Here is a 25,964-nt window from a genome sequence, read left to right as displayed (position 1 = left end):
CCGTGCGATCCCCCCATTGTGCGCCAGTCCCGCGGGGCCCTAGACGATTTCCGTGTCGAGGGTTACGGGTCTGGCCGGGGGACCTTCGTGTAGCAGCCTGCCCAGCAGTTCGGCGAGTCTGGTCGGATACACCGTCTCATGCGCCCGGCCCAGTTCCTGACACGTCCACCAGCGCGCTCCGACGACGCTGCGACGCTCCAGCTCGGTCAGGGCCGTGGCCCGGGTGGTCGTCACCGTCGTACGGGCCAGGTAGTACCACTCGTCCTGGTCCCAGCGGCGGCCGGCGAACGGGAAGGAGCAGGTCCGGCGCCACAGCACCGGGCCGAGTTCGACCTCTGTGATCCCGGTCTCCTCCACGAGTTCCCGCAATGCGGCCTGCTCACGGGTCTCGTCGCCCTCGACTCCGCCGCCGGGCGTGAACCACCAGTCGTCGGAGGGGTCGTCCGGCTCGTGCCCGTGCAGGAGCAGGATGCGGTCCTGAGGGTCGAGGAGCACGACCCGGGCGACCTTGCGCAGCCCGGTGCCGGAGACGGTCCCGGAGGCCTCCGGCGCCCCCTCCGGCGCCTCAGCGGGCACCGGCGGGCTCCGGCCGGGGGCGCGGACGGCGGGCGGAGGCCCGTGTGGCGATCGGGCCGTACGCGGCGCCGCCGAAGATCAGCACGGTCCCGCCGGCGATCATCCACAGGATCGGCCGCAGCGGACCCGGCCGGGAGAGCGTGCCGAGTTCCTCGAAGCCCGTGGGGCTCTTGAGCATGCCCTTCCAGGGGAAGACGACGGCGTCCACCCGGGCCCTGACCGCGCTGCGCGCGACCGTGCCCTGGGCCGCGTCCGTGAGGTGGGCGGTGGAGTCCAGGGAGCCCTGCCGCTCGTCGCCGAGCAGGAAGAGACGGCCCTCGGGAACCTTCACGGTCGGGAAGTCCTGGATCTCGGCCAGGCTGCCCTCGCGCAGATACGGCTCCTCGATCTGCTTGCCGTTGACGGTCAGCTTGCCCTCGGTGCAGCAGGCGACCGTGTCACCGCCGACCGCGACCACGCGCTTGACCACGAGGGCGTTGCTGACCCACTCCTTGTCGCTGAAGACCACGACGTCACCGCGGCGTACCTCGTCGCCGCCCACCTTCTGGGCCAGAACCCGCGAGCCGCCCTCGATCGTGGGGCTCATGGAGCTGGTGGGGACGGTGTAGGGCCGGTAGACCAGGGCCGCCCAGCCGAAACCGCCCAGGAACAGCGCGAGGCCCAGCGCGACGACCAGACCGGACAGGCGCTGTCCGGTCCGGCTGCCCACCGGGCCACTGCTGGTGCCTCCGCCGCTGCGCGGGGCCGTACGTGTCGTGCTCTCGCCGCCCATGGGTCCGCACCCTACCCGGCGGTACCGAACGGGTCAGCCCTTCGTCCCCTCTTCCCCGGCCATGGTCACAAGCTTGGGAAAGCGTTTACGGACGGGATGAAGGATCAGCCGCGCTCGGCGTCCGCCGTCGCGCGGCGGCGGCGCCACAGGACCACCGGGACCGCGCCGACGAGCGCGAGGCCCTCCGGGGCGACCGTCAGGGCCGCGGAGGCCGCCGACTGGTCGTTCAGGCCGGACTGCTCGAAGGTGTCCGGCACCGGCAGCGTGCCCCAGCGGGTGATCGGCCAGGCCTTGACGATGGCGCGGCCGACGACCTGGTCGACGGGCACCATGCCGTGGTTCTTGTCCGACTGGTTGTAGCGGGAGTCCCGCGAGTTCTGCCGGTGGTCACCCATGACCCAGACGTAGCCCTTGGGGACCTTCACCGTGAACTGGCCGCCCTGGTCGTCCTGGCTGCACGGGGTGTTCCCCGGGTAGACGTACGGCTCGTCGAGGGCCTTGCCGTTGACCTTCAGGGGGCCCGTGCCCTTGCAGGAGACGGTGTCGCCGCCGACGCCGATGACCCGCTTGATCAGGTCCTTCTCCTCCGCGGACGGCATCAGGCCGATCCAGCTGAGGAAGGTCTGCACGGCGTTCGGCTCGGTGGTCGCCTCGCCCGCCAGCCAGTTGTCCGGGTCGTGGAAGACCACGACCTCGCCGCGCTCGGGCTCGGAGCCGAACCACGGGGTCAGTTTGTCGACGAGCACCCGGTCGCCGATCCTGAGCGTGTTCTCCATCGACGCCGACGGGATGGAGAACGCCTGCACCAGGAAGGTCTTGATGATCAGCGCGAGGACGAGCGCGATCAGGATCAGGATCGGCAGCTCCTTCCAGAAGGAGCGCGGCTTCTTCTGGTTCGGGGTCCGGTCGCCCGGACCGTCGCCACCGCCCCGGGGGGGCTCGTCCGCCGGCGGGCCCTCGCCGCCCGCCGCCGGGTCATTCCCGGAGGTCACGGCGCCGTCTCCAGCCGGGTCGGCAGTGTCCACGGGACGTCCGCGGTGCTCCTCGCCTTCGTGCCCGGACCGTGCGCCAACCGCCACATCCCCCACGCCAACTCCTCACTCCGTGCCGCCGCCTGCCCCATGCTCGACGCAGGCCCACCACTCCCATAACGAGCGGGAGTTCCGCAGGGATCGGGAGCTGTCGGATCGTTCCGTTCGGATCGTCCTGGGCAACCCTATGCGACGGCAGGTCGGCGGAAGCCGCCGTGGCGGTCGCGCCGGTGACGGAAGAGAAAGTTTGCGGTTCTTTGAGACGGACCCAGTGTCCGAACGGCCAGGCGATGACCATGGCCCGGCCGACCACCTCGTCCTCGGCGACCGTGCCGCCGTAGTCCGTGTTCTGGTGGGATCGGGAGTCGGCGGAGTTGGCCCGGTGGTCGCCCATCACCCAGAGCCGGCCCTGGGGCACGGTGATGTCGAACGCGGCGTCGGAGGGGTTGTTCCCGGGGTAGAGGTAGCTTCCCTCTTCCAGGGGAACGCCGTTGACGGTGACTCGCCCTTCCGTGTCACAGCACTTGACGTGGTCGCCGCCCACGCCGACGACCCGCTTGATGAGGTCCTTCTCGTTCTCGGACGGCAGCAGACCGATGAAGGTGAGCCCTTCCTTGACCTGCTTGACGACGACGGGGTCCTTCTTCTTCGTCGTGGTCGTCTCGTCGTTGAGCCACCCGCCGGGGTCCTTGAACACGACCACGTCCCCGCGCTTCGGCTTGGAGCCGAACCAGGGGGTGAACTTGTCCACCAGGACCCGGTCGCCGATGCGGATGGTCTGTTCCATCGACCCGGAGGGGATCACGAAGGCCTGCACCAGGAAGGTCTTCAGGACCAGCGCTATCAGGACGGCCACGCCGACCAGCAGCGGCACCTCGCGGACGGCGGACCGCCTGCGCTTGCGCTTGACCTTGCGCTGGAGTTTGCGCCGTTCCGCGCGGGTGCGGCCGCCGGAGGAGCCGGACGAGCCGGAAGTGCGCCGGACGCCGGTGGGCAGGAGCTGGTCCACGGGCGAGCTGGGGGTGCCGCGGGGTTTGCCTCGGTTACCCATGGGCGGCCGCCGCCGTCGGTGTACCGCTCGCCCCCTGGGCGCTCGCGGCGGGCACGCGCGCGTAGGCGCTCGGGCGGGACAGCCGGGTGAGGTGGCCGTACGGCCGGACGATCCAGTCGGCGCGGCCGATCACCCGGTCCACGGGGATCATGCCGCCGCCCGGTGAGCCCAGGTGGTCGCGGGAGTCACTGGAGGCGCCGCGGTGGTCGCCGAGGACGAACAGGGTGCCCGCGGGGACCTCGACGTCGAAGTCCACCGTGGACGGGCTGTCGCCCGGATACAGGAAGGACGACTCGTCGACCGACCGGCCGTTCACCCGGATCCTCCCCTCCTTGTCGCAGCAGACCACGTGGTCCCCGCCTACCCCCACGACGCGTTTGACGTAGTCGGAGTTCCCGAAGTACCCGGTGCCGTCGAACACGACGACGTCGCCGCGCCGCGGCCCGGCACCGAAACGGTACGCGAACTTGTTTACGAGAACGCGGTCGCCGATCCTCAATCCCTTTTCCATGGATCCGCTGGGGATCTGGAATGGTTGGACCACGAAAGCGTTGAGGAGCAGCAAAAACACCAGGCAGATCAGCAGGGTGAGGCTGATGCGCCCGCCCGGCAGCCGCTCGGCGATCCAGGCCGTCAACGAGAAACGCGACCGGCCCTCCACGGTCCCCTGAGCGGGGCGGGAGGAGCGGTCGCGCTCCGTCGTCGGCTGAGCTTCGGTGTCCATCGGGGTCAGATGCTATCCGGCCCTCCTGTGGATCACCCGGGTGCGCTCGGTGGATACCAGTGGATCCACCGTGCGGGCTCAGTTGTCGCGCTTCTCCTTGATCTTCGCGGCCTTGCCGCGCAGCTCACGGAGGTAGTACAGCTTGGCGCGACGGACGTCACCGCGGGTGACGAGCTCGATCTTCTCGACGATCGGGGTGTGCACCGGGAAGGTGCGCTCGACGCCGACGGAGAACGAGACCTTGCGGACCGTGAAGGTCTCGCGGACACCGGCGCCCTGGCGGCGGATGACGACGCCCTTGAACTGCTGCACACGAGAGCGGTTGCCCTCGATGACGCGGACGTGGACGTTGACGGTGTCGCCCGGGCGGAAGGCCGGGACGTCGCTGCGCAGCGACGCGGCGTCGACGGAGTCGAGCAGGTGAGACATTTCGTCTGCTTTCTTCGCCGATGCCACAGGTCATCAGCGGGAGAGGGTTACCGGAAGGTCTGCCGGCGGCGTCAGGGCGGGCGTCGTGTCCCCCTGTGGCAGGGGCGCACGCCGGACGGCGCACAACAGCGGTCTATTGTTCCATGGCCTCGGGCCTGCGCCAAAATCGGCCGTACGGCTCGCCCTCCGGGTCGGGTGCCCAGCCCAGGATGGAGAGCATCTCGCGGTCCTTCTTGTCGAAGGCGCGGGGTGCGCAGCGCTCGATCAGGTCGGGCCGGTGGGCCGTCGTACGGCGCAGGGCCTCGTCGCGGCGCCAGCGGGCGATCTTCCCGTGGTGGCCGCTGAGCAGCACGTCCGGGATCTCCCGGTCGCGCCACACAGGGGGCTTGGTGTACACGGGGCCCTCCAGGAGGGCGGCCATGGCGCCGGGGGCGAAGGAGTCGTCGCGGTGCGACTCGGCGTTGCCGAGCACCCCGGGCAGCAGCCGGGCCACGGCCTCGGTGATCACGAGGACGGCCGCCTCGCCGCCGGCGAGGACGTAGTCGCCGATGGAGACCTCGTACACGGGGACGCGGGTGGCGTACTCGTCGACGACCCGGCGGTCGATGCCCTCGTAGCGGGCCGGGGTGAAGATCAGCCAGGGCCGGGCGGAGAGTTCGACGGCGAGTTCCTGGGTGAAGGGGCGGCCGCTGGGGGTGGGGACGACGACGGCGGGGAGCGTCGAGCCGGTCTCGTAGCCGTCGGCGAGGACCGTGTCCAGGGCTTCGCCCCAGGGCTCGGTCTTCATGACCATGCCGGGCCCGCCGCCGTAGGGGGTGTCGTCGACCGTGTTGTGCCGGTCGTGGGTCCACTCCCGCAGGTCGTGGACGCGGACGTCGAGCTGTCCGCGCGCGCGTGCCTTGCCGACGAGGGAGATGTTCAGCGGCTCGAGGTACTCGGGGAAGATCGTGACGACGTCGAGGCGCATTACGACTCGTCCCCGGCGGCGTCGTCGCGCGAGGAGGCGATCTCCGCGCGGTCGTCGATGAGACCGGGCGGCGGGGCGACGACGGCCCGCTGCTCCTCCAGGTCGATCTCGACGACGATCTCCGAGACGAAGGGGATCATCACCTCGGTGCCGTCCGGGCGTTCGACGATGAAGAGGTCCTGGGAGGGCAGGTGCGAGATCTCGGTGATGCGGCCGACCTCCGTGCCGTCCTCGGTGACCACGTCGAGGTCGATGAGCTGGTGGTCGTAGTACTCGTCCTCTTCCTCCGGCAGCTGCTCCGGGTCGACCTCGGCGATCAGGAGCGTGTTGCGCAGGGCCTCGGCGCCGTTGCGGTCGCTGACGCCCTCGAAGCGCAGGAGGAGCCGGCCGCTGTGGACCCGGCCGGTCTCGATGGTGAGCGGTCCCGCGGCGGCGGGATCGGTGGCGAGTACGGCGCCGGGCGCGAGCCTGAGTTCCGGCTCGTCGGTGCGGACCTCGACGGTGACCTCGCCCTTGATGCCGTGGGCGCGTCCGACGCGAGCGACTACCAGCTGCACTGTGCTTGTTCTCCTGTCCTGCAACCACTGTCCTGCAACCACTGTCATACAACTACGGGCCGGGGACGGCCCATGGCCCTCCCCGGCCCGAGCCGGTGCTGCGATACGTCAGCGGACGTGGTCCACGTCGACGAGGTCGACGCGCACTCCGCGGCCGCCGATGGCGCCCACGACGGTGCGCAGAGCGCGCGCGGTGCGGCCGTTGCGGCCGATCACCTTGCCGAGGTCTTCCGGGTGGACCCGGACCTCGAGAACGCGCCCGCGGCGCAGGTTGCGCGAGGCGACCTGCACATCGTCAGGGTTGTCGACGATGCCCTTCACGAGGTGCTCGAGAGCCTCCTCGAGCATGCTCAGGCCTCGGTCGACTCGGACTCAGCGGCGGCCTCGTCCTTCTTCTCGGCCTTCTTCTTCTGGGTGATCGCCTCACCCTTGCCCTCGTCGTCGCCACCGAGGGCCTCGAACGAGGGGCGCGCCTTCTTGGGCGCGGCCACGAGCAGCGGAGCCGGGGCGGGCTCGCCCTTGAACTTCTGCCAGTCGCCGGTCTTCTTCAGGATGGCGAGCACGGGCTCGGTCGGCTGCGCGCCGACACCCAGCCAGTACGCGACGCGGTCCGCGTCGACCTCGATGATCGAGGGGTTGTACGTCGGCTGGTACTTGCCGATCTCCTCGATCGCACGGCCGTCACGGCGGGTGCGGGAGTCGGCGACGACGATGCGGTAGTGAGGCGAACGGATCTTGCCCAGACGCTTCAGCTTGATCTTGACTGCCACGGGAGTGGACTCTCCTGATTTTGACGTGGTTGGGCACGGCGAGAGAGCCGCGTGGGGTTGCGGTACCCGAGTGCCCGATGGACGCGTCAGCCGGAGGAGAGAGGGGTCCTGTGCGGCTGTCGAGTACAGCTAGCCATTGTGCCACACCCCGCGGGTCGCCTCGCGCCGAGGGTGTGTGCGGGCATGCCTCGGCAGCGCCCGGCGCTCGGCGGGGAGCCCTGGGGCCACGGCTCCCCGCACCACGCTGAACCGGCAGCCACGAGATGCCGGTGCATGACCGTCCTACTGTCGTACGACTTATGCGGCGCCCGCGATCTCGGGGATGCGGAACGGCTTGCCGCAGCCGCCGCACACGATCGGGGCCTGGGCCAGGACCGACGGCACCACCCGGACGTTGCGACCGCAGTCGCAGACGGCCTTGACCCGGACGCCGCCGCCGGAGGAGCCGTGGCGGGCGGCGGGGCCGCGGAAGGTGCGGGTGGTGCTGTCGGCGGAGGTGGCCGCCGTGTGGGCCTTGAGTGCCCGCTGGAGGCGCTCGATCGTCGGACGGTAGCGGCGCTTGGCCTCGGGGTTGAGCGTGACCAGCGAGAAACCGCTGCTGGGGTGCGGTTCCTCGGGGTGGTCCAGGCCCAGCTCCTCGGCGATGGCGAGGAATCTGCGGTTGTGGTATCGGCCGGCGCGGGAGGTGTCGCGAACGCCGCGGGCGGCGGCGATGCCATGGACTGCCTCATGGAGCAGTCGCTCGAAGGAGAGCTCGTGACCGCAGGCGGACGACGACTCCCCGATCAGGGACTCTGGCGCGGCAAGGTCCGGCAGCTCGGGGTGGTACCGCTGAATGTCGGCCCACGCCTGTGCCAGCTCTGCGGCGAGAACAGGTGGTGTCTGTGTCGTGCTCACGTAATGACAACGAGCGGGAGTGCCGCTGTGTTCCTATTCCGGGGCATCCCAAATAATTTGCACGTACCCGTCAGTTGCCGCTGATGCGTGGAGACGAGGGCGGGTGCGCTGATCTGCGGAGAAGCCGCACAGCTCACCCCAAGGTGGTGCGTAGTCGGCCGTACGCCCCGGCGCGTAGCCGCTGTCCGCGCGCCGGGGAACAGGTGTACGGCGGGGCGCAAGGGGCGTTTCGGTCGCGCCGCCCGCCGGAGCGCGCCGTCTCAGTAGGCGCGCGCGACGACCGCGACGTTACCGGGCGCGTCCTCGGCGTCCGGCACCGACCCGTCCTCGGCGAGAAGACACCGTACGGTCACGGCGTGCTCGGCGAGGGCCGCCTCGCCCTGCGTGCCCAGGACGGCCCAGGGGATCCGCGCCCAGCGGCCGGCCGTGGCCGCCTCGACGGCCTCCCCCACCGTGGCCGTCTCCACCGTCCCCGCCTCGCGCCGCTGGAGGGACTGCGTCAGCAGCAGCGCCTGGTCCTCCTCCAGCACGGACGGCAGAAGCTGTACGAGGCTGTCGAGGGCCACCGGCTCCTTGCCGCCCGGGATGCGGCGGGCCAGCATCGCGGTGCCGGTCGCCAGGTCGCGCGGCCCGATCTCCACTCGCACCGGCACCCCCTTCAGCTCCCAGTCGACCGCGCGCCGCCCGAAGGGCACGTCGGTGCGGTCGTCGACGTGCACCCGGATCCCGGCCGCCCGCAGCCGGTCGCCCAGCTCGCGGACCTTGGCCAGAACCGCCTCCTCGCCCTTGACCGCGAGAAGCACGGCCTGGATCTGCGCCAGCCGGGGCGGCACCCGCAGCCCGTCGTCGTCGCCGTGCATCATCACCAGTGCGCCGATCATGCGGGTCGTCGAACCCCAGGAGGTCTGCCAGACCAGCTCCTGCGTGCCGTCCTTGGACAGGTAGGTGGTGTCGAAGGCCCGGGCGAAGTTCTGGCCGAGCTCATGGCTGGTGGCCATCTGGAGCGCCTTGCCGTCGCCCATCATCCCTTCGAGCGTGAGGGTGTTGACGGCTCCGGCGAACCGCTCCCGGGTGGTCTTGCGGCCGGCCACCACGTCCATCGCGAGGACGTTCACCATGAAGTCCTCGTAGACCCGGCGGTGGATGTGCGCGGCGAAGTCTCGGGCGTCCTCGTACGTCGCGTGCGCGGTGTGCCCCTCCTGCCAGAGGAACTCGGTCGTCCGCAGGAACAGCCGGGGGCGCAGCTCCCAACGGACCACGTTCGCCCACTGGTTGATGAGCAGGGGCAGATCGCGGTAGCTCTGCACCCACTTGGCGAAGTACTCGTTGATGATCATCTCGGAGGTGGGGCGGACCACCGCCGGCTCCTCCAGCTCCTTGCCGCCGCCGTGCGTGACCACCGCCAGTTCCGGGGCGAAGCCCTCGACGTGGTCGGCCTCGCGGGTGAGGTACGACTGCGGGATCAGCAGCGGGAAGTACGCGTTCTGGGTGCCCGTCTCCTTGATGCGGGCGTCCATCTCGGCCTGCATCCGCTCCCACAGCCCGTATCCGTACGGCCGGATGACCATGGTGCCGCGCACCGGACCGTTGTCGGCCAGTTCCGCCTTGCCGATCAGATCCTGGTACCACCGGGGGAAGTCGTCCGCCCGTGGCGTGAGAACGGGTGCCTTGGCCATGACGCGATGCTACGGGCCCACGTTGCCGGAATGTGAATTCTCGCCACTCCCCCCGCGCGTCCACAAGCGGGGCCCCGAGACCCCTGGACGCGGCCGCAGAGGGGGAGTTACCTGGCATACGGGGGAAGTGCGAGGGCACTTCACGGGGGTCACCTGATCGGTACTGCGGCAAATTCTCGGCGGAATGGGGCGCTTATTCATGACACCTGTGCTCGTGCGGCAGCACCTTCCCACCGCGGGGCCGGTGCCCCGTACGGACCTGGGTGCACGCGCGCGTGACTGGTCCGAGATCCAGGAACGGATGCTGGTTCCGCTCTACGAGGCCGTCTACGAGCGGCTGGAAGTGGGCCCCGGCACCCGGCTGCTCGCCCTCGGCTGCGGCTCCGGGCTCGCCCTGCTGATGGCCGCCTCCCGGGGCGCGTCCCTGACGGGGGCCGAGCCCGGCTCCCCCGAGCGGCTGGCCCTCGCCCGCGAGCGGCTGCTGCCCTCGGCCGGGGAGGGACCCGCGCGGAAGGACATCCGGCTGACCGGCCGGTCACCGGGGGACGCGGCCGGCGTGGAGACGCCCGCGTACACCCTGGTGACCGCCTTCGAACCGATCGGCGCCCTCGCCGGGGACGCGGAGGCGCTGGCCGGGCCGCTCGCGGCGGCGGTCCCGCTGGCCGAGCGGGGGGCGCCGGTGGTGCTCGTCGGCTGGGGCCCGCCCGAGCGCTGCGCCACCTGGGACGTGCTGCGCGCGGTGGCCGGACCGGACGCCCTGACGCGCGGCGCCGAGGCCGACGGCGGCACGGGCCGGCCGCGGCACGCCCTGCGGGACGACCTGGAGGAGACCGCGCAGCGTGCGGGGCTCAGGCCGGACGGTTCCGGCCGGGTGGCCTGTCCCTTCGGGTACGCCGGGGTGGACAGCGCCGTCCGGGGCCTGCTGTCGACGGGGCTGTTCGACACGGCGGTCGCGGCGACCGACCAGGACCAGGTCGGCAAGGAGCTGGCGGAGGCACTGCACCCCTACCGCAGGCCGGACGGCACGGTGTGGATGCCGAACGTGTTCCGGTACCTGATCGCCCGGACGCCGTGACGTCTCTGCCGGGACTCAGTCCTCGTCCTTGCGGAGCCGGGTGATCCCCGCGATGCGGTAGGCGTCTGCCTCCTCCAGGGTCTCGTGCTCCAGGAGCGCCTCGGCGAGGGCGTCCAACTGGCCGCGGTGGTCGCGGAGTTTGGTCAGCGCCTCCGCGTAGCACTCGTCGACGATCCGGCGCATCTCGTCGTCGATGACGTCGAGGGTCGCGGGCGCGGCGGCGAGGCCGTAGGCCTGCTGGGCGTCGCTCGGCAGGGCGGAGAGCCGGCCGACGCGGTCGCTCATGCCCCAGCGGGCAACCATCCCGCGGGCGATGTTGGTGACCTGTTCGAGGTCGTTCTCGGCGCCGGTCGTGACGACCCCGTAGATCACCTCCTCGGCCGCCATCCCGCCGAGGGCGCCGATGATGCGGCCGCGCAGATACTGCTCGGAGTGCGCGTACCGCTCGACCTCCGGGGTCGACATGGTCACGCCGAGGGCGCGGCCGCGGGGCACGATGGTGACCTTGCGGACGGGGTCGGCGCCCGGCTGGAGCATGCCGAGGAGAGCGTGGCCGCTCTCGTGGTAGGCGGTGCGCCGACGGTCCTCCTCGGGCATCACCAGGGTGCGTTCGGCTCCGAGCTGCACCTTCTCCAGCGCTTCCGACAGGTGCGCCGGGGTGACCTGGCTCTGCTTGCGCTTGACGGCGAGCAGGGCGGCCTCGTTGGCGAGATTGGCCAGATCCGCGCCGGTCATGCCGGGGGTGGTGCGGGCCACCTGGGTCAGGTCCACGTCGGGGGCGAGCGGGATCCGGCGGGTGTGGATGCGCAGGATCGCCTCGCGTCCGCCGCGGTCGGGCGGGGAGACGCTGACGACCCGGTCGAAGCGGCCGGGCCGGGTCAGGGCCGGGTCGAGGATGTCGGCGCGGTTGGTGGCCGCGATGACGATCACGCCCTCGGAGCCGGAGAAGCCGTCCATCTCGGTGAGGATCTGGTTCAGCGTCTGCTCGCGCTCGTCGTGACCGCTCACCGACGCGCCCCCGCTGCGGACCCTGCCGATGGTGTCGATCTCGTCGATGAAGATGATCGACGGCGCCACCTTGCGGGCCTCGGCGAACAGCTCCCGGACCCGGGAGGCGCCGACGCCCACGATCATCTCGATGAACTCGGAGGCGGAGGCCGAGAAGAACGGCACCCCCGCCTCGCCGGCCACCGCGCGGGCCAGCAGGGTCTTGCCGGTGCCGGGCGAGCCCGCGAGCAGCACCCCGCGGGGCATCTTGGCGCCCATCCTGCGGTAGGCGTCCGGGTGTTCCAGGAAGTCGACGACGTCGTCCAGCTCGCCCTTGACCTCGTCGATGCCGGCCACGTCGGCGAACGTCGTGCGCTCGGTGCCGGGGCGCAGCTCGACGGGTTTGGGCGGCGCCTTGCGGCCGAGCATGCCGCCGGCCCCGCCGAGGCCCCCGGTGAACCTGCGGGCGAAGAAGACCCACACCGCGACCAGCAGCACGATCGGGATCAGCGAGATCAGCAGGTTGGAGAGCAGACTGCGCTGCTGCACGACCGGCCGGGCGGTGACCGTGACGTCGTGGCTGCTCAGGTTCTGCCAGAGGTTGTCGTCGGCGAACGCGGGGCGCTGGGTCCTGAACCGGGTGTAGGTGCCGTCGTCGTCGGGGTTGTCCCGGGCCTTCTTCAACTCGCCCTGGATCGCGTCGCCCTTGGAGTAGATCTTCGCGACGTTGCCCTCGTCGACCTGCCTGCTGAACTCGGTGTAGGAGATGGTCGGCTCGTTGCCCTGGCCGAGGTAGTTCAGTCCGATGTAGACGATCAGGAAGACGATCACCGCGGTGACGGCGAGGCCCCACCAGCGGCCCCGGGGACGCCGGCCACCGGGGCCGACGGGGGGCGGGGTTCCCTCGTCCGGGGTGCCCTCGGAGCGCCATGGCTGGTCGGGCGCCCTGCGCGGCGGAGCGGCATTGCTCATATCTGGACGTTACGGCAGACACCGGGCCTCGGCATGCGCTGAGGGCGCCCCTCCCGGTGGAAGGGCGCCCTCGGCGACGTACACCCGAACGGCGTCAGCCCATGAACCGCGGACCGCGGACCGCGAACGCCCGTCAGGAACCTCAGCCCATGAACTTCTTGAACTCGTCGGGCAGCTCGAAGTCCTTGGCGCCCTGCTGCGGCACCCCGAACGCGTTGCCGCCCTGGGCCTGGGCCTCGCGGCGCTGGGCCGCCTCCAGCTCCTGCTGCCGGCGCTTCATCGGGTTGCCGGAGCGCTGCTTGCCCTTGGCCTGCTTCGGCTGCTTCTTCTGCCGGCCGGGGCCGCCGCCCATGCCCGGGATCCCCGGCATGCCGGGCATACCGCCGCCCTGGGCCATGCGGGACATCATCTTGCGGGCCTCGAAGAACCGCTCGACCAGCCCCTTGACCGCACTGACCTCGACCCCGGAACCCTTGGCGATACGGGCGCGGCGCGAGCCGTTGATGATCGTGGGGTCCTGGCGCTCGGCCGGGGTCATCGACTTGATGATCGCGGCGGTGCGGTCGACGTCCCGCTCGTCGAGGTTGTTGATCTGGTCCTTGATCTGCCCCATGCCGGGCAGCATGCCGAGCAGCTTGCTGATGCTGCCCATCTTCCTGACCTGCTCCATCTGGGACAGGAAGTCGTCCAGGGTGAAGTCCTGGCCCTTCTTCGACGCCAGCTTGGAGGCCATCTTCTCGGCCTCTTCCTGGCTGAACGTCTTCTCCGCCTGCTCGATCAGGGTGAGCAGGTCACCCATGTCGAGGATGCGGGAGGCCATCCGGTCCGGGTGGAAGGCGTCGAAGTCCTCGAGCTTCTCGCCGTTCGACGCGAACATGATCGGCTTGCCGGTGACCTGGCGGATCGACAGGGCCGCGCCGCCACGGGCGTCGCCGTCGAGCTTGGAGAGCACCACGCCGTCGAAGCCGACGCCGTCGCGGAAGGCCTCGGCGGTGTTGACGGCGTCCTGGCCGATCATCGCGTCCACGACGAAGAGGATCTCGTCGGGCGAGACGGCGTCGCGGATGTCCGCGGCCTGCTGCATCAGCTCCTGGTCGATGCCGAGGCGGCCGGCGGTGTCCACGATCACGATGTCGTGGACCTTGGCCTTCGCGAACTCGATGGAGTCCTTGGCGACCTGCACCGGGTCACCGACGCCGTTGCCCGGCTGGGGCGCGTAGACCGCGACGCCCGCGCGCTCGGCGACGACGCTGAGCTGGTTGACGGCGTTGGGGCGCTGGAGGTCGCAGGCGACGAGCAGCGGCGAGTGGCCCTGCTCCTTCAGCCAGCGGCCGAGCTTGCCGGCGAGGGTGGTCTTACCGGCGCCCTGGAGGCCGGCCAGCATGATGACGGTGGGCGGCTGCTTGGCGAAGCGCAGCCGTCGGGTCTCCCCGCCGAGGATCGTGACGAGTTCCTCGTTGACGATCTTCAGGATCTGGTGGGCGGGGTTCTTCAGCGCCTGCGAGACAGTGGCCCCGAGCGCCCGCTCCTTGACGTTCTTGATGAACGAGCGCACGACCGGGAGGGCCACGTCGGCCTCGAGCAGCGCGATGCGGATCTCGCGCGCGGTGGCGTCGATGTCCGCCTCGGAGAGCCGTCCCTTGCCGCGCAGGTTCTTGAAAGTCGCTGAGAGGCGATCGGAGAGAGTATCGAACACGGCGGCGTCGGTCCTCGGGGTCGGGGGCGTAGGAGCGTCTTCAAGGGTATCCCGGACGGGCAAGACCGGGTCACGGTCGTGCCGCGACCCGGTCCCGCGGGTGTGCCGGGTTCAGCCCCGCAGGGTCTCCTCCAGCTTGCGGGAGACGGCCGCCGCCTCGTCGACCGGCAGCGGCGCCCCCTGCGCGCCGGTGACGTAGAAGGCGTCGACGGCGTTGGCGCCCAGGGTGCTGACGTGCATGCTGCGCACCCGTACCCCCGCGTCCTCCAGGGCCGAGCCGATCCGGAACAGCAGCCCCGGCGCGTCCTGGGCGCGGACCTCGATGACGGTGGCGTGCCGGGAGGCGGCCGGGGCGACCGTCACGCGCGGCGGGGGCGCGACCACGCCCCGGCGCCGGGGGTAGGCCGCGTCGCGCTCGGCGAGCCGCCCGGCGATGTCCAGGGAGCCGTCGAGGGCGCGCACGAGGTCGGCGCGCAGCCGGGCGGCCTGCGGCAGCGAGCCGTACTCGGCGGCGACCCGCCAGTTCAGCAGCAGGACCGAGCCCTCGACGCCGTCCGGCAGGTCCAGGGCGCGCAGCTCGGCGGTGCGCACGGTCAGCCGGTGCACGGCGAGCACACCGGCCACCGCGGGCAGCACGCCCTCCTGGTCGGGTACGGCGATGAGCAGTTCCACGCCGAGCGGCTCGGGGTCGCCGGGCGGCTGCTCCCCCGCGTCGGCGGGCGGTTCGGTCTGGGCGCGCAGGGCCAGGACGGGGCTGCCGGTGGCGACCGCCTCGATGGCGAGCCGTTCCTGCTCGGCGGTGGGCGCGGCGGTGTCCGGCACCTCCGGTTCGTCGCCGGCGAGGACCGCCCCGACCCGCTTGACCAGGTCCGTCACGAGCGAACCCCGCCAGGAGGACCAGGCGGCGGGGCCGGTGGCCAGCGCGTCCGCCTCGGTGAGCGCGTGCAGCAGTTCCAGGGTGCTCTGCGAGCCGACGGCGTCGGCGACCGAGCGGACCGTGGCCGGGTCCTCCAGGTCGCGCCGGGTGGCCGTCTCGACGAGCAGCAGGTGGTGCCGTACGAGGGAGGAGAGCACCGCCACGTCCGCGCGGTCGAAGCCGATGCGGGCGGCGACGTCCTTGACGATGATCTCGCCCGCGACCGAGTGGTCGCCGGGCCAGCCCTTGCCGATGTCGTGCAGCAGCGCGGCGACCAGGAGGAGGTCGGGGCGGCTGACCCGGCGGGTGAACTCGGAGGCGCGGACGGCGGTCTCGATGAGGTGCCGGTCGACGGTCCAGATGTGCACGGCGTTGCGCTGCGGCCGGCAGCGCACCCGCTCCCAGTCGGGCAGCAGCCGGGTGATCAGGCCCTCGGCCTCCAGCGCCTCCCAGACCTCCACGGTGGGCCGGCCGGAGCCGAGCAGGGTGACCAGCTGTTCGCGGGCCTCGGCCGGCCAGGGGGTCGGCAGGGCGCGCACGGTGGCGGCGAGACGCCGTACGGCGTGCAGGGAGAGCGGGAGGCCGGCCTGGGCGGCGGCGGCCGCGGCGCGCAGCGGCAGCACGGGGTCGCGTTCGGGGCGGGCGGCACGGGCGAGCACCACCTCGCCGTCCTGCTCCACGACGCCCTCGGCGAGCGGGGACCGCTCGGGGACGGGCTTCCCGCCGCCGAGCATGGCGCGCAGCCGCGGCCGTACGGCGCGTGAGCGCAGCACGCGGGCGACTTCGCGCCAGGTGACGTCGCTGGCGTAGGAGATGACGCGCGCGGCCTCGTAGACCTGCCGCAGCAGGGTGTCGGCGTCGAGGAGGCCGAGTCCTGCGGCGACCTGGTCCTGCTCCTGGAGGGCGAGGCGGTCGGTGGCGCGGCCGGTGGCCAGGTGGAGGGCGTCACGGACGTCGAGGAGGCGGCGGCGGGCGTCGTCGAGGCCCTCGCGGGGCGCGTCGGCGAGCCAGGAGGCGGCGACGGCGCGCAGGGCGGTGGCGTCCCGGAGGCCGCCGCGGGCCTCCTTGAGGTCGGGTTCCAGGAGGTACTGGAGCTCTCCCTGGCGCTCGGCGCGCTCGGCGCAGAGTTCCTGGAGCTCGGGCAGGCGTCTGGGGGCCTGGTTGCGCCAGTCGGCGAGGACGGTGGTGCGCAGTCCGGAGGTCAGGGCCAGGTCGCCGGCGAGGTGGCGGGCGTCGAGGAGACCGAGGTTGACCTTCAGGTCCTCCCCGGCGGTCTTGCGGGCCTCGGCGGGGGTGCGCACGGAGTGGTCGAGGGCGAGGCCGAGGTCCCAGACGGGGTACCAGAGGCGGTCGGCGAGGGCGGCGACGGCCTTGGGGTCGCTGCCGTCGTGCAGGAGCAGCAGGTCGAGGTCGCTGCGGGGGGAGAGCTCACCGCGGCCGTAGCCGCCGACGGCGACGAGGGAGACGCCGGCCAGTCCGTCGGCCGCCGCGGTGAACAGCCCGGCCAGCCAGTCGTCCGTGAGCGCGGAGAGGGCGGCACGGCGCGGCGGCCCGGACCGCGCCTCCTCGGTGAGGAGGCGCAGCCGGGCCGCCGCATAGCCGCTGGGTCCCGAGTCCTCTGCTTCGTTTCGCACGTCCGTGCCCGTCACCCAGCGACTCCTGTTCTGTTCTGCGGTCAGAGCGCGTCGGGGCCGCGCTCGCCGGTGCGGACCCTGACGGCCGTCTCGACCGGGAGGGACCAGACCTTGCCGTCACCGATCTTGCCGGTGCGGGCCGCCTTGACGATGACGTCGATCAGCTGCTCGGCGTCGTCGTCCTCGGCCAGCACCTCGATGCGGATCTTGGGGACCAGGTCGACCGTGTACTCGGCGCCGCGGTAGACCTCGGTGTGTCCCCGCTGACGACCGTAACCGCTCGCCTCGGTGACCGTCAGGCCGTGCACGCCGAAGGCCTGGAGGGCTTCCTTGATCTCGTCGAGCCGGTGGGGCTTGACGACGGCGGTGATGAGCTTCATGCGTCCACCTTCTTGCTCGTGGCGCCGGCGGCGGCCGGTACTGCGGTCCGGGCGGCGCCGCCACCGGCACCGCTGAAGTCGTAGGCGGTCTCGGCGTGCTCGGCCTGGTCGATGCCGGAGATCTCCTGGTCCTCGTCGACCCGCATGCCGATGGTCTTGTCGAGGAGGAAGGCGAGCACCGCGGAGGCGATCAGGGAGTAGGCGAGGACGGCGAAGACACCGGCGCACTGCTTCCAGAACTGGTCCAGGCCGCCGCCGTAGAAGAGGCCCTTGACGTCGGACTGGCCCTTGCCGCTGGCGAAGAAGCCGATCAGCAGGGAGCCGATGATGCCGCCGACCATGTGGACGCCGACGACGTCGAGCGAGTCGTCGTAGCCGAACTTGTACTTCAGGCCGACGGCCGCGGCGCAGGCGACACCGGCGATGGCGCCGACGGCGATCGCGCCGATCGGGGTGACCGCGCCGCCGGACGGGGTGATGGCGACCAGACCGGCGACCGCGCCGGAGGCGGCGCCCAGCGTGGTGAACGCGCCGTGGGCGATCTTCTCGTAGGCGAGCCAGGCGAGCATGGCGGCTGCGGTGGCGATCTGGGTGTTGACGAACATCAGGGAGCCGACGCCGTCGTCGTTGCCGAGCCACGAGCCGGCGTTGAAGCCGAACCAGCCGAACCACAGCAGACCGGCGCCGAGCATGACCAGCGGGAGGCTGTGCGGGCGCATCGGGTCCTTCTTGAAGCCGACGCGCTTGCCGATGACCAGGATCACACCGAGCGCCGCGGCGCCCGCGTTGATGTGGACCGCGGTACCACCGGCGAAGTCGATCACGCCGAGGTCGAAGGCCCAGCCGCCGGTGCCCCAGACCCAGTGGGCGACCGGGAAGTACACGACCGTGGCCCACAGGACGACGAAGATCGACCAGGCGGAGAACTTCACGCGGTCGGCGATCGCGCCGCTGATCAGGGCGGGGGTGATGATGGCGAACATCATCTGGAAGACGGCGAAGGCGAAGACCGGGATCGTGTACCCGGACCAGATGTCCGCCTTGTCGATGCCGGCCCATCCGACGAAGTCGGACTCCCAGCCGATGATCGAACCGTGGTCCGTGCCGAACGCCATGGAGAAGCCGTACAGCACCCACAGGATCGTGACGATGCCCATGCTGATGAAGCTCATCATCAGCATGTTGAGGGTGCTCTTGACGCGGACCATGCCTCCGTAGAAGAAGGCCAGACCGGGGGTCATGATCAGCACCAGGGCGGAACAGATGAGCATGAAACCTGTGTTGGCCACAGACAGCTTGTCTGCGGCGAGCGTGATGGCTGGTGCCATCGGCGTCTCCTCGTCGTAGTACGGCCCCGTGCGGGCGAAGCCAGAGCGGAAAAGAGGGGTGGGCCGGTTATGCGCCACGAGATTGACGCAGCGCGGTTTCGGTCGAAGCCCCTCGTTGTTTCGCCGCCGTGACGAAGGCGCCTGGTGCGTTACGCGTCGGTGAACTGGCTGATGTTCGCCGAGCGGATCGTTATGGTGGCGCAACCTTCTTTCGGGGGAGGAAACCGGCCGCGGACGGCCTTCCGATGACCTGGCATGGGGGAGCCGAGTCGGGCACTTCGGGAAGGCAGGCCGCGGCCGGGGTTCATGGGTTTCCCAGGGTGGATCGGGGGTGTCAGACGGCCTCGGCCGTCTCCGGCAGCTCCATGGCGAGCCGCTCGGTGAGGTCCACGACCTCGGTCAGGTCGCCGAACTCGCGGACGGCGCTGTCGACGGTCTTTCGAATACGAGTGTTGACCCGCTCGGAGCGGACCTTCTTGGCCTCCTGCATGGCCTGGGCGGCCAGGACGGCGCTCTGCTCGGGCTCCTGGCGCAGCAGGTGGACGGTGGCCATGCCGATGAGGTTCAGCACGTACGACCGCTTGTGGTCGCTGTCGTCGGCGAACAGGCGTACGGCCTTCTGCATCAGGGGTTCGGCGAGGGAGGCGTAGGCGGGGCTGCGCCCGGCGACATAGGCGAGGTCGCGGAAGGAGTGGCTGTTCTCGCCGTACAGCTCGGCCTCGGAGAAGAAGCGGATCCAGTCGGGGTCCGGCTCGTCCCACTCGTCGGCGTCGGCGAAGGTGTCCTCGGCCATCCGCACGGCCCGTTTGCAGCGGCCCGGCTGGCCCATGTTGGCGTAGGCGCGGGCCTCCATCGCATACAGCATGGACTGGGTGCGCGGACTCGCGCAGTCCCGGCTGCCGTACTGCGCGAGGTGGATCAGTTCCAGCGCGTCCTCGGGCCGTCCCAGGTGGATCATCTGACGGCTCATGCTGGACAGGATGTACGAGCCGAGCGGCCGGTCGCCGGCCTCCTTGGCGGCGTGCAGGGCGAGCACGAAGTACTTCTGGGCGGTCGGCTGGAGCCCCACGTCGTAGCTCATCCAGCCGGCGAGTTCGGCCAGCTCGGCGGCGACCTTGAACAGCTTGCGGGAGGTGGCCTCGGGCTGGGGTTCCTGGAGGAGGTCGGTCACCTCGTGGAGCTGGCCCACGACGGCCTTGCGGCGCAGTCCGCCGCCGCACTGGGCGTCCCACTGCCGGAACATCACGGTGGTGGACTCCAGCAGGTCCAGCTCTGGCCTGGAGAGCCGGCCGCGGGCCCGGCTGGTGGGCACGGACTCGGGTTCCGTGAGGGGTGCGGGCGGGGTGGGGACGAGCCAGCGCTGCATCGGCTCGATCAGCGACGGGCCCGCGGACAGCGCCAGCGAGGTTCCGAGGAAGCCGCGCCGCGCCAGCATCAGGTCGCTGCGCGAGAACTCGCTGAGCAGGGCCACCGCCTGCGGGCCCGTCCAGGGCAGGTCGACGCCGGTCGCGGAGGGCGCCTGACGGGTGGCGCGCAGACCGAGGTCCTCGACCGAGACGACACAGCCGAACCGCTCGGAGAACAGCTCGGAGAGGATCCTGGGGATGGGCTCGCGGGGGTTCTCGCCGTCCAGCCAGCGGCGCACGCGTGAGGTGTCGGTGGAGATGTGGTTGGCGCCCAACTGGCGTGCACGACGGTTGACTTGCCGGGCCAGTTCGCCCTTGGACCAGCCGCTGCGCACGAACCAGGAGGTGAGCAGCTCGTTCGGGCGCTTGTCCGCATGCGAAGCACCGCTCCCGCTTCCGTCGTTGCCGCTCACTGGAACGCCCCCATCCCTGAGACCACTTGTCACTGAGTGCGCCAAGCCTTATCAGAATGCCGGTAAATACGGCCCCTCGTCCGGGAGTTGTCACCCTTCGAACGGGAAGTCGACTTGCCTCCGGCATACCCACAAGCGCATGTGCCTCCAGGACCCGCACACTCAAAGTAATCCTACGATCACGGACGCAGCCACGAGGATCCCGGAAACGCCACCATTCGCCACCCCTTCGAATGAACTACCGATGACCCATGCGCGATTCACTTGACACAGGGCGGGTGGGGATGAGCGGAGGGAAGCACTCAGGGGCGCGTGTCGCCGACCACACCACCCGGCGTGCTTCCGGACGCCGTCTGCAACGGGCGGCCGCCGGGCAGCGAAAGCACGCAGAGTTACGACATGCGACCGTTACGTAACCACCGGCGCCGCACACCCGTTGGAGGGGGCATGGGCTTCACGATCGGCGGCATCCGCGAGATCCGCTCCGGCACGCGCAGGCGTGGTCGCTCGTCCGAGTGCACCGCCGTCGCCGAGTTCACGGGACTGTGGGGCTGGGACGTCGTACCGGGCGCCCGGGCCGCGGCCGGTGTCTGCTCCTGCGGCCGTGGTGACTGCCGCGCACCCGGTGCCCACCCCCTGGCGTTCGCGCCCCGGGTGCCGGCCGGCGCCACCCTCGACGACGTGACGCGGGCCTGGGCGGAGTTCCCGGGCGCCGCGGTGATGCTGCCGGTCGGGCGCGCCTTCGACGTGATCGAGGTCCCCGGGCCCGCCGGGCGCCGCGCCCTGGTCCGGCTGGAGCGCATGGGCCTGCCGCTCGGTCCGGTCACCGCCACCCCCGAGGGCCGCACCCAGTTCTTCGTCGCCCCCGGCGCCGCGGCCGGGCTGACCGGCCTCCTCTACCGCATGGGCTGGGACGACCCGGCCGCCCTCGACCTGCGCGGCCTCGGCCCCGGCACGTACGTCACGGCCCCGCCCTCCGACCGCGGCGGCCTCGGCCCGGTCCACTGGCTGCGCCCGCCGGCCCTGGACTCGGCGACCCGGCCCCCGGAGGCCCGGCTGCTGCTCGGGACCCTGGCGTACGTGGCGCACCGCTCCCGCGCATAGCCGCGGGCCCCGGCCGTACACAGCGAAGCGCCCGCTCCCACTGCACCTGGGGGCGGGCGCTTCTCGCTGGTCCGGAGCCGGTCCCGAATTCGGGATCACCTGGCTCACCGGGCTCTTCGCTCAGCGCGGGTCACTCTCCGATGAGGGCGTCGACGAACGCCTCCGGCTCGAACGGCGCCAGGTCGTCCGCGCCCTCGCCGAGGCCGATGAGTTTGACCGGGACGCCCAGCTCACGCTGGACGGCGACAACGATGCCGCCCTTGGCGGTGCCGTCGAGCTTGGTCAGCACGATGCCGGTGATGTCGACGACCTCGGCGAACACCCGGGCCTGGACCAGGCCGTTCTGCCCGGTGGTGGCGTCGAGGACGAGCAGCACCTCGTCGAGCGGGGCGTGCTTCTCGACGACCCGCTTGACCTTGCCCAGCTCGTCCATGAGCCCGGTCTTGGTGTGCAGCCGCCCGGCGGTGTCGATGAGCACCACGTCGACGCCCATCTCCTTGCCCTCCTTCACCGCGTCGAACGCGACGGAGGCGGGGTCGCCGGCCTCGGGCCCGCGCACGGTGTGCGCGCCGACCCGCTCGCCCCAGGTCTGGAGCTGGTCCGCGGCGGCGGCGCGGAAGGTGTCGGCGGCGCCGAGGACGACCGTGCGGCCGTCGGCGACCAGTACCCGGGCGAGCTTGCCGGTGGTGGTGGTCTTGCCGGTGCCGTTGACGCCGACGACCATCACGATGCCGGGCTTGCGGTCCTCGGGCTCGGTCCGCACCGTGCGGTCGAGGTCGGTGCCGACCAGCTTGAGCAGCTCCTCGCGCAGCAGGCCGCGCAGCTCCTCGGGGGTGCGGGTGCCGAGCACCTTCACCCGCTCGCGCAGCCGGTCCACCAGCTCCTGGGTGGGCAGGACGCCGACGTCGGCGGTGAGCAGGGTGTCCTCGATCTCCTCCCAGGTGTCGTCGTCGAGGTGCTCGCGCGAGAGCAGCGTGAGCAACCCCTTGCCCAGGGCGTTCTGGGAGCGGGAGAGACGGGCGCGCAGGCGTACGAGACGCCCCGCGGTGGGCTCCGGGATCTCGATCTCCGGGGCCTCGACGGCGGGCGGTTCCTCGACGACGACCCCGGCCGGGCCGCCGTCGGGAAGATCCACCTCCTCGATCGTGCGGCGCGGTTCTTCGCGCGGCGTCTCGGCCTCGTCGCCGACGTGCGGCTCGGCCGGAGGCGCGGTGATGTCGGGCGCTGCGGGCGGCGGCGGGGGCAGCGGCTTCTTGCGCCGGCTGCCGACGACGAGCCCGCCGAGCACCGCGAGCACGACCACGGCGATGACTACAGCAAGGATGACGGTTTCCATAACCCGTCCAGTATCCATCCCGCCCCCGGCGGCGGCCCGGCTCCCCGGGGCGGGTGTCTCACACCCCTGGCCACCTGACGAGCCGTCAGCTACGGTCCCCCCACATCCGCCGAAGGGGGTCCGTCATGCCCGTCACCGTAGTCCGTTTCAACCTCGTCGCACCCGGCGCCTCCCCCGCCGAGCTGGGCGCCCGCTACCGGGCCGCGCTGGCCATGGCCGCGTACGCCGACGAGCACGGGGTGACCACCGTGCAGACCGAGGAGCACCACGGTGTCGGGAACAACTGGCTGCCGTCGCCGTTCGTCTTCGCGGGCGCGGTGCTGGGGGCGACCCGGCGGCTGGCGGTCACCGTGTCGGCGGTGATCGGCCCGCTGCACGACCCGCTGCGGCTCGCCGAGGACATCGCGGTGCTGGACCTGCTCAGCGGCGGCCGGCTGCTCACGGTCGCCGGGATCGGCTACCGGCGCGAGGAGTACGACCGCGCGGGCGTCGACTGGACGCGGCGCGGCCGGCTCCAGGACGAGCTGCTGGAGACCGTCCTGAAGGCGTGGACCGGCGAGGAGTTCGAGTACCGGGGCCGCACGGTACGGGTCACCCCGCGCCCGGCGTCCGATCCGCACCCCCTGCTGCTGGTCGGCGGCTCCTCGAAGGCCGCCGCCCGCCGGGCCGCCCGGCTCGGCCTGCCGTTCTTTCCCAGCGCGCACCTGCCGGAGTTGGAGACGTACTACAAGGAGCGGCTCGTGGAGTACGGGACGCAGGGCTGGACGATGATGCCGGGCGCCGAGACGCCGCTGCTGCACATCGCGGAGGACCCGGACCGGGCCTGGGCCGAGTACGGCGGCCACTTCCTGCACGAGGCCCGCACCTACGCCTCCTGGCAGTCCGGCGAGATCCACTCGGCGGTGCGTTCGGGGGCGGCGACGGTCGAGGAGCTCCGCGCGGAGGGCGTCTACCGGATCCTCACCCCGGACGAGTGCGTGGCGCAGGACCTGGACAACCTGGTCCTGCATCCACTGGCGGGCGGGATGCCGCTGGAGGAGGGGTGGCGGAGCCTGCGCCTGTTCGCGGAACGGGTACTCCCGGCACTGGAGACCTGAAAGCCACCCCAGCACCCTCCCCCGCCTGACCGCCCCCGCGCACGGCCCGCTCTCCGTCGGCGGCGGTTCGCCGGCGGCGGTTCGCCGGCGAGCATCCTTCCCCACGTCGTGAGGGAGATCCGGTAGATCCGCGGAGGACTTCGCGATGCCGGCGCCGGTTGAGGGTGCCGCATGTTGTCCTCGGCGGCGAAGCCCTCGGCAGCCGGCTTTCCTTCACCTCGCCTCCATGCGGGGATCTCCGGAGGCCGACGGTGTGCGAGGACGGGGTACCGCAACCGCCGACGCGGGACACCCGGACCACCGGGCTTTGGCACCCGGGCCGAACGCCCTTCACCGGACCGGGCCGCCGCACCCAACACCCCACCACCGGACCGGGGCCCCGCGCCCCACGCCCACCACCAGACCTCGACGCCCCGCGCCCCACACCCCCCAGCACTCCCGCACTCCCACCCCGAATCCCCCCACCGATCCCCCGCCCTCCCGCGGCGACCAGCCACCCCCGTAGGCCCATCCCCCTTGGCTTCGGCGGCCCGCACGCCTCCGCCCCCGCTCCGGGGTGGCCGGGGCGGGGGCGGGGCTGGGGTCGGGGAGAGGGGCGGCGGGGTGGGAGCCCTTTCCCCCCGGCGTGTGGGGGCGGTCAGCCCATTTCCTCCAGGGCCTTGCCCTTTGTCTCCTTGACGTACCTGAGGACGAAGGGGATCGAGAGGGCCGCGAAGGCCGTGTAGACGACGTAGGTGAGGGAGAGGTTCCAGTCGGCGAGGGACGGGAAGCTCGCGGTGATGGCCCAGTTGGCGATCCACTGCGCGGAGGCGGCCACGCCCAGGGCGGCGGCTCGGATCCTGCTGGGGAACATCTCGCCGAGCATGACCCAGACGACCACGCCCCAGGACAGGGCGAAGAAGAGGACGAAGACATGGGCGGCGACCAGGGCGGTCCAGCCCTGGGCGGCCGGGAGCCTGCCGTCGACCAGGTCGTAGGAGAAGGCCCAGGCCTCCAGGGCGAGGCCGATCACCATGCCGGCCGAGCCGATGATCGCGAGCGGGCGGCGGCCGATGCGGTCCACGAAGATCATCGCGATGACGGTGCCGACGATGTTGATGATCGAGGTGGTGAAGGAGTAGAAGAACGACTCCGCCGGGTCGACGCCGACCGACTGCCAGAGCGTGGAGGAGTAGTAGAAGGCGACGTTGATGCCGACGAACTGCTGGAAGACGGAGAGGCCGATGCCGATCCAGACGATCGGCTTGAAGAAGAAGCCGCCGCCGAGCAGGTCCTTGAACGTGGAGCGGTGCTCGCTGTTCAGGGCGTGCTCGATCTCGGTCACCCGCGCGTCGAGATCACCGCTCTCGCCCTCGACCTCGGCGAGGATCTCCCGTGCCCGCTCCCGCTTGCCGACGGAGATCAGGAAGCGCGGGGACTCGGGGATGGCGAAGGAGAGCATGCCGTAGAGGACGGCCGGGACGACCATCACGCCGAGCATGACCTGCCAGGCCTCCAGGCCCATCAGCCGGCCGCGCTGGTCGCCGCCGGCCGCGTTGAGCAGACCCCAGTTGACCAGCTGCGACACGGCGATGCCGATGACGATCGCGGCCTGCTGGAAGGAGCCGAGCCGACCGCGGTAGGCGGGCGGGGCGACCTCGGCGATGTAGGCGGGGCCGATGACGGAGGCCATGCCGATGGCGAAACCGCCGACGACCCGCCACAGGGCGAAGTCCCACAGCGAGAAGGGCAGCGCCGAGCCGACGGCGCTGACGGTGAACAGCGCGGCGGCGATCTGCATGACCCGGATGCGGCCGATGCGGTCGGCGATCCGGCCGGCGGTCGCGGCGCCGACGGCGCAGCCGATCAGGGCGATGGCGATGACCTGGGCGAGGGCGGCGGAGCCGATGTCGTAGCGGTCCCGGACGGCCTCGACGGCGCCGTTGATCACGGAGCTGTCGTAGCCGAAGAGGAACCCGCCCATCGCCGCTGCCGCAGCGATGAAGATGACGTGCCCGAGATGATCGGGAGGAGCCGTCGCGGCTCCCGACTTCCGTGCCTGCGCTGTGCTCGTCACGTTCCACTCCTAAGGCCATCGGCAACGCTGCCTGAAGGCAAGAACAACGTTGCCGACCCTATGCCTTCAATTTCTGAAGCCACCAGCCGGGGTTGTGTGAGAAAAGAGGCACGA

General features: G+C 71.4%; 23 protein-coding genes. 3 read left to right on the top strand and 20 right to left on the bottom strand.

Annotated features, from left to right (window positions below; all coding sequences use genetic code 11):
* Positions 1-39: 39 nt before the first annotated feature.
* From AQJ58_RS34665 to proS, 12 genes are all read right to left on the bottom strand, one after another.
* Entirely contained in the window at positions 40-576 is a 537-nt protein-coding gene (locus tag AQJ58_RS34665; RefSeq protein WP_067257452.1) for an NUDIX hydrolase, read from the bottom strand.
* Entirely contained in the window at positions 566-1,348 is a 783-nt protein-coding gene (gene lepB, locus AQJ58_RS34660) for a signal peptidase I (protein WP_067257451.1), read from the bottom strand. Before lepB (AQJ58_RS34660) ends, AQJ58_RS34665 begins: the two co-directional genes overlap by 11 nt.
* A gap of 104 nt (positions 1,349-1,452) precedes the next feature.
* The gene (lepB, locus tag AQJ58_RS34655) at positions 1,453-2,436 is read right to left on the bottom strand and encodes a signal peptidase I (RefSeq protein ID WP_079079410.1); all 984 of its coding nucleotides are present in this window, start codon (positions 2,434-2,436) and stop codon (positions 1,453-1,455) included.
* Positions 2,324-3,430, bottom strand: coding sequence for a signal peptidase I (gene lepB / locus AQJ58_RS34650; RefSeq protein WP_067257705.1), 1,107 nt, complete (start codon positions 3,428-3,430; stop codon positions 2,324-2,326). The genes lepB (AQJ58_RS34655) and lepB (AQJ58_RS34650) overlap by 113 nt, the downstream gene beginning before the upstream one ends.
* The gene (lepB, locus tag AQJ58_RS34645) at positions 3,423-4,154 is read right to left on the bottom strand and encodes a signal peptidase I (protein WP_067257445.1); all 732 of its coding nucleotides are present in this window, start codon (positions 4,152-4,154) and stop codon (positions 3,423-3,425) included. The genes lepB (AQJ58_RS34650) and lepB (AQJ58_RS34645) overlap by 8 nt, the downstream gene beginning before the upstream one ends.
* A 78-nt stretch (positions 4,155-4,232) precedes the next feature.
* Positions 4,233-4,583: a 50S ribosomal protein L19 gene (gene rplS, locus AQJ58_RS34640; protein WP_020128707.1), complete on the bottom strand. Its 351-nt coding sequence runs from the start codon at positions 4,581-4,583 to the stop codon at positions 4,233-4,235.
* Between the two features lie 133 nt (positions 4,584-4,716).
* The gene (gene trmD / locus AQJ58_RS34635) at positions 4,717-5,550 is read right to left on the bottom strand and encodes a tRNA (guanosine(37)-N1)-methyltransferase TrmD (RefSeq protein ID WP_067257444.1); all 834 of its coding nucleotides are present in this window, start codon (positions 5,548-5,550) and stop codon (positions 4,717-4,719) included.
* On the bottom strand, positions 5,550-6,107 hold the full coding sequence (rimM, locus tag AQJ58_RS34630) for a ribosome maturation factor RimM (protein WP_067257440.1): 558 nt from the start codon (positions 6,105-6,107) through the stop codon (positions 5,550-5,552). Before rimM ends, trmD begins: the two co-directional genes overlap by 1 nt.
* A gap of 108 nt (positions 6,108-6,215) precedes the next feature.
* Positions 6,216-6,455 carry an RNA-binding protein gene (locus tag AQJ58_RS34625; protein WP_009190870.1) on the bottom strand — a complete coding sequence of 80 codons (240 nt, stop codon included), beginning with the start codon at positions 6,453-6,455 and terminating at the stop codon, positions 6,216-6,218.
* Positions 6,456-6,457: 2 nt separating this feature from the next.
* Positions 6,458-6,877, bottom strand: a complete 420-nt coding sequence (gene rpsP, locus AQJ58_RS34620; protein WP_067257438.1) for a 30S ribosomal protein S16 — start codon at positions 6,875-6,877, stop codon at positions 6,458-6,460.
* A gap of 297 nt (positions 6,878-7,174) precedes the next feature.
* On the bottom strand, positions 7,175-7,774 hold the full coding sequence (locus tag AQJ58_RS34615; RefSeq protein WP_067257435.1) for a hypothetical protein: 600 nt from the start codon (positions 7,772-7,774) through the stop codon (positions 7,175-7,177).
* A gap of 260 nt (positions 7,775-8,034) precedes the next feature.
* The gene (gene proS / locus AQJ58_RS34610; protein WP_067257434.1) at positions 8,035-9,450 is read right to left on the bottom strand and encodes a proline--tRNA ligase; all 1,416 of its coding nucleotides are present in this window, start codon (positions 9,448-9,450) and stop codon (positions 8,035-8,037) included.
* 199 nt (positions 9,451-9,649) lie between these two features.
* Between proS and AQJ58_RS34605 the strand changes: the two genes are divergently transcribed.
* Positions 9,650-10,525, top strand: a complete 876-nt coding sequence (locus AQJ58_RS34605; protein WP_067257431.1) for an SAM-dependent methyltransferase — start codon at positions 9,650-9,652, stop codon at positions 10,523-10,525.
* 15 nt (positions 10,526-10,540) lie between these two features.
* On the opposite strand, the gene ftsH is transcribed toward AQJ58_RS34605, so the two are convergent.
* The 6 genes from ftsH to AQJ58_RS34575 all read right to left on the bottom strand — a co-directional run bounded on the left by ftsH (position 10,541) and on the right by AQJ58_RS34575 (position 20,257).
* Entirely contained in the window at positions 10,541-12,484 is a 1,944-nt protein-coding gene (gene ftsH, locus AQJ58_RS34600) for an ATP-dependent zinc metalloprotease FtsH (protein WP_079079409.1), read from the bottom strand.
* A gap of 142 nt (positions 12,485-12,626) precedes the next feature.
* Positions 12,627-14,180, bottom strand: coding sequence for a signal recognition particle protein (ffh, locus tag AQJ58_RS34595; RefSeq protein WP_067257428.1), 1,554 nt, complete (start codon positions 14,178-14,180; stop codon positions 12,627-12,629).
* A gap of 111 nt (positions 14,181-14,291) precedes the next feature.
* Positions 14,292-16,745, bottom strand: coding sequence for a [protein-PII] uridylyltransferase (locus AQJ58_RS34590; RefSeq protein WP_067257426.1), 2,454 nt, complete (start codon positions 16,743-16,745; stop codon positions 14,292-14,294).
* 26 nt (positions 16,746-16,771) lie between these two features.
* Positions 16,772-17,110, bottom strand: coding sequence for a P-II family nitrogen regulator (locus AQJ58_RS34585; protein WP_003997576.1), 339 nt, complete (start codon positions 17,108-17,110; stop codon positions 16,772-16,774).
* Positions 17,107-18,438: an ammonium transporter gene (locus AQJ58_RS34580; RefSeq protein ID WP_067257423.1), complete on the bottom strand. Its 1,332-nt coding sequence runs from the start codon at positions 18,436-18,438 to the stop codon at positions 17,107-17,109. Before AQJ58_RS34580 ends, AQJ58_RS34585 begins: the two co-directional genes overlap by 4 nt.
* Before the next feature lie 334 nt (positions 18,439-18,772).
* On the bottom strand, positions 18,773-20,257 hold the full coding sequence (locus AQJ58_RS34575; protein WP_067257421.1) for a transcriptional repressor NsdA: 1,485 nt from the start codon (positions 20,255-20,257) through the stop codon (positions 18,773-18,775).
* A gap of 447 nt (positions 20,258-20,704) precedes the next feature.
* Between AQJ58_RS34575 and AQJ58_RS34570 the strand changes: the two genes are divergently transcribed.
* Positions 20,705-21,361, top strand: a complete 657-nt coding sequence (locus AQJ58_RS34570; RefSeq protein WP_067257418.1) for a bifunctional DNA primase/polymerase — start codon at positions 20,705-20,707, stop codon at positions 21,359-21,361.
* Positions 21,362-21,491: 130 nt separating this feature from the next.
* Here the strand turns inward: AQJ58_RS34570 and ftsY are convergent, their stop codons facing one another.
* On the bottom strand, positions 21,492-22,697 hold the full coding sequence (gene ftsY / locus AQJ58_RS34565; protein ID WP_067257415.1) for a signal recognition particle-docking protein FtsY: 1,206 nt from the start codon (positions 22,695-22,697) through the stop codon (positions 21,492-21,494).
* 125 nt (positions 22,698-22,822) lie between these two features.
* On the opposite strand from ftsY, the gene AQJ58_RS34560 reads away from it, so the two are divergent.
* A complete protein-coding gene (locus tag AQJ58_RS34560; RefSeq protein ID WP_067257412.1) occupies positions 22,823-23,794 on the top strand; it encodes an LLM class flavin-dependent oxidoreductase in 972 nt (323 codons plus the stop codon).
* A gap of 637 nt (positions 23,795-24,431) precedes the next feature.
* On the opposite strand, the gene AQJ58_RS34555 is transcribed toward AQJ58_RS34560, so the two are convergent.
* Positions 24,432-25,850, bottom strand: a complete 1,419-nt coding sequence (locus tag AQJ58_RS34555) for a sugar porter family MFS transporter (RefSeq protein WP_067257410.1) — start codon at positions 25,848-25,850, stop codon at positions 24,432-24,434.
* Positions 25,851-25,964 lie beyond the last annotated feature (114 nt).

The sequence above is a fragment of the Streptomyces sp. DSM 15324 genome (assembly GCF_001514285.1).
Taxonomy (GTDB): Bacteria; Actinomycetota; Actinomycetes; order Streptomycetales; family Streptomycetaceae; genus Streptomyces.
Note: the sequence above shows the minus strand (reverse complement) of the source record. Positions and strands in the feature narration are given on the sequence as shown.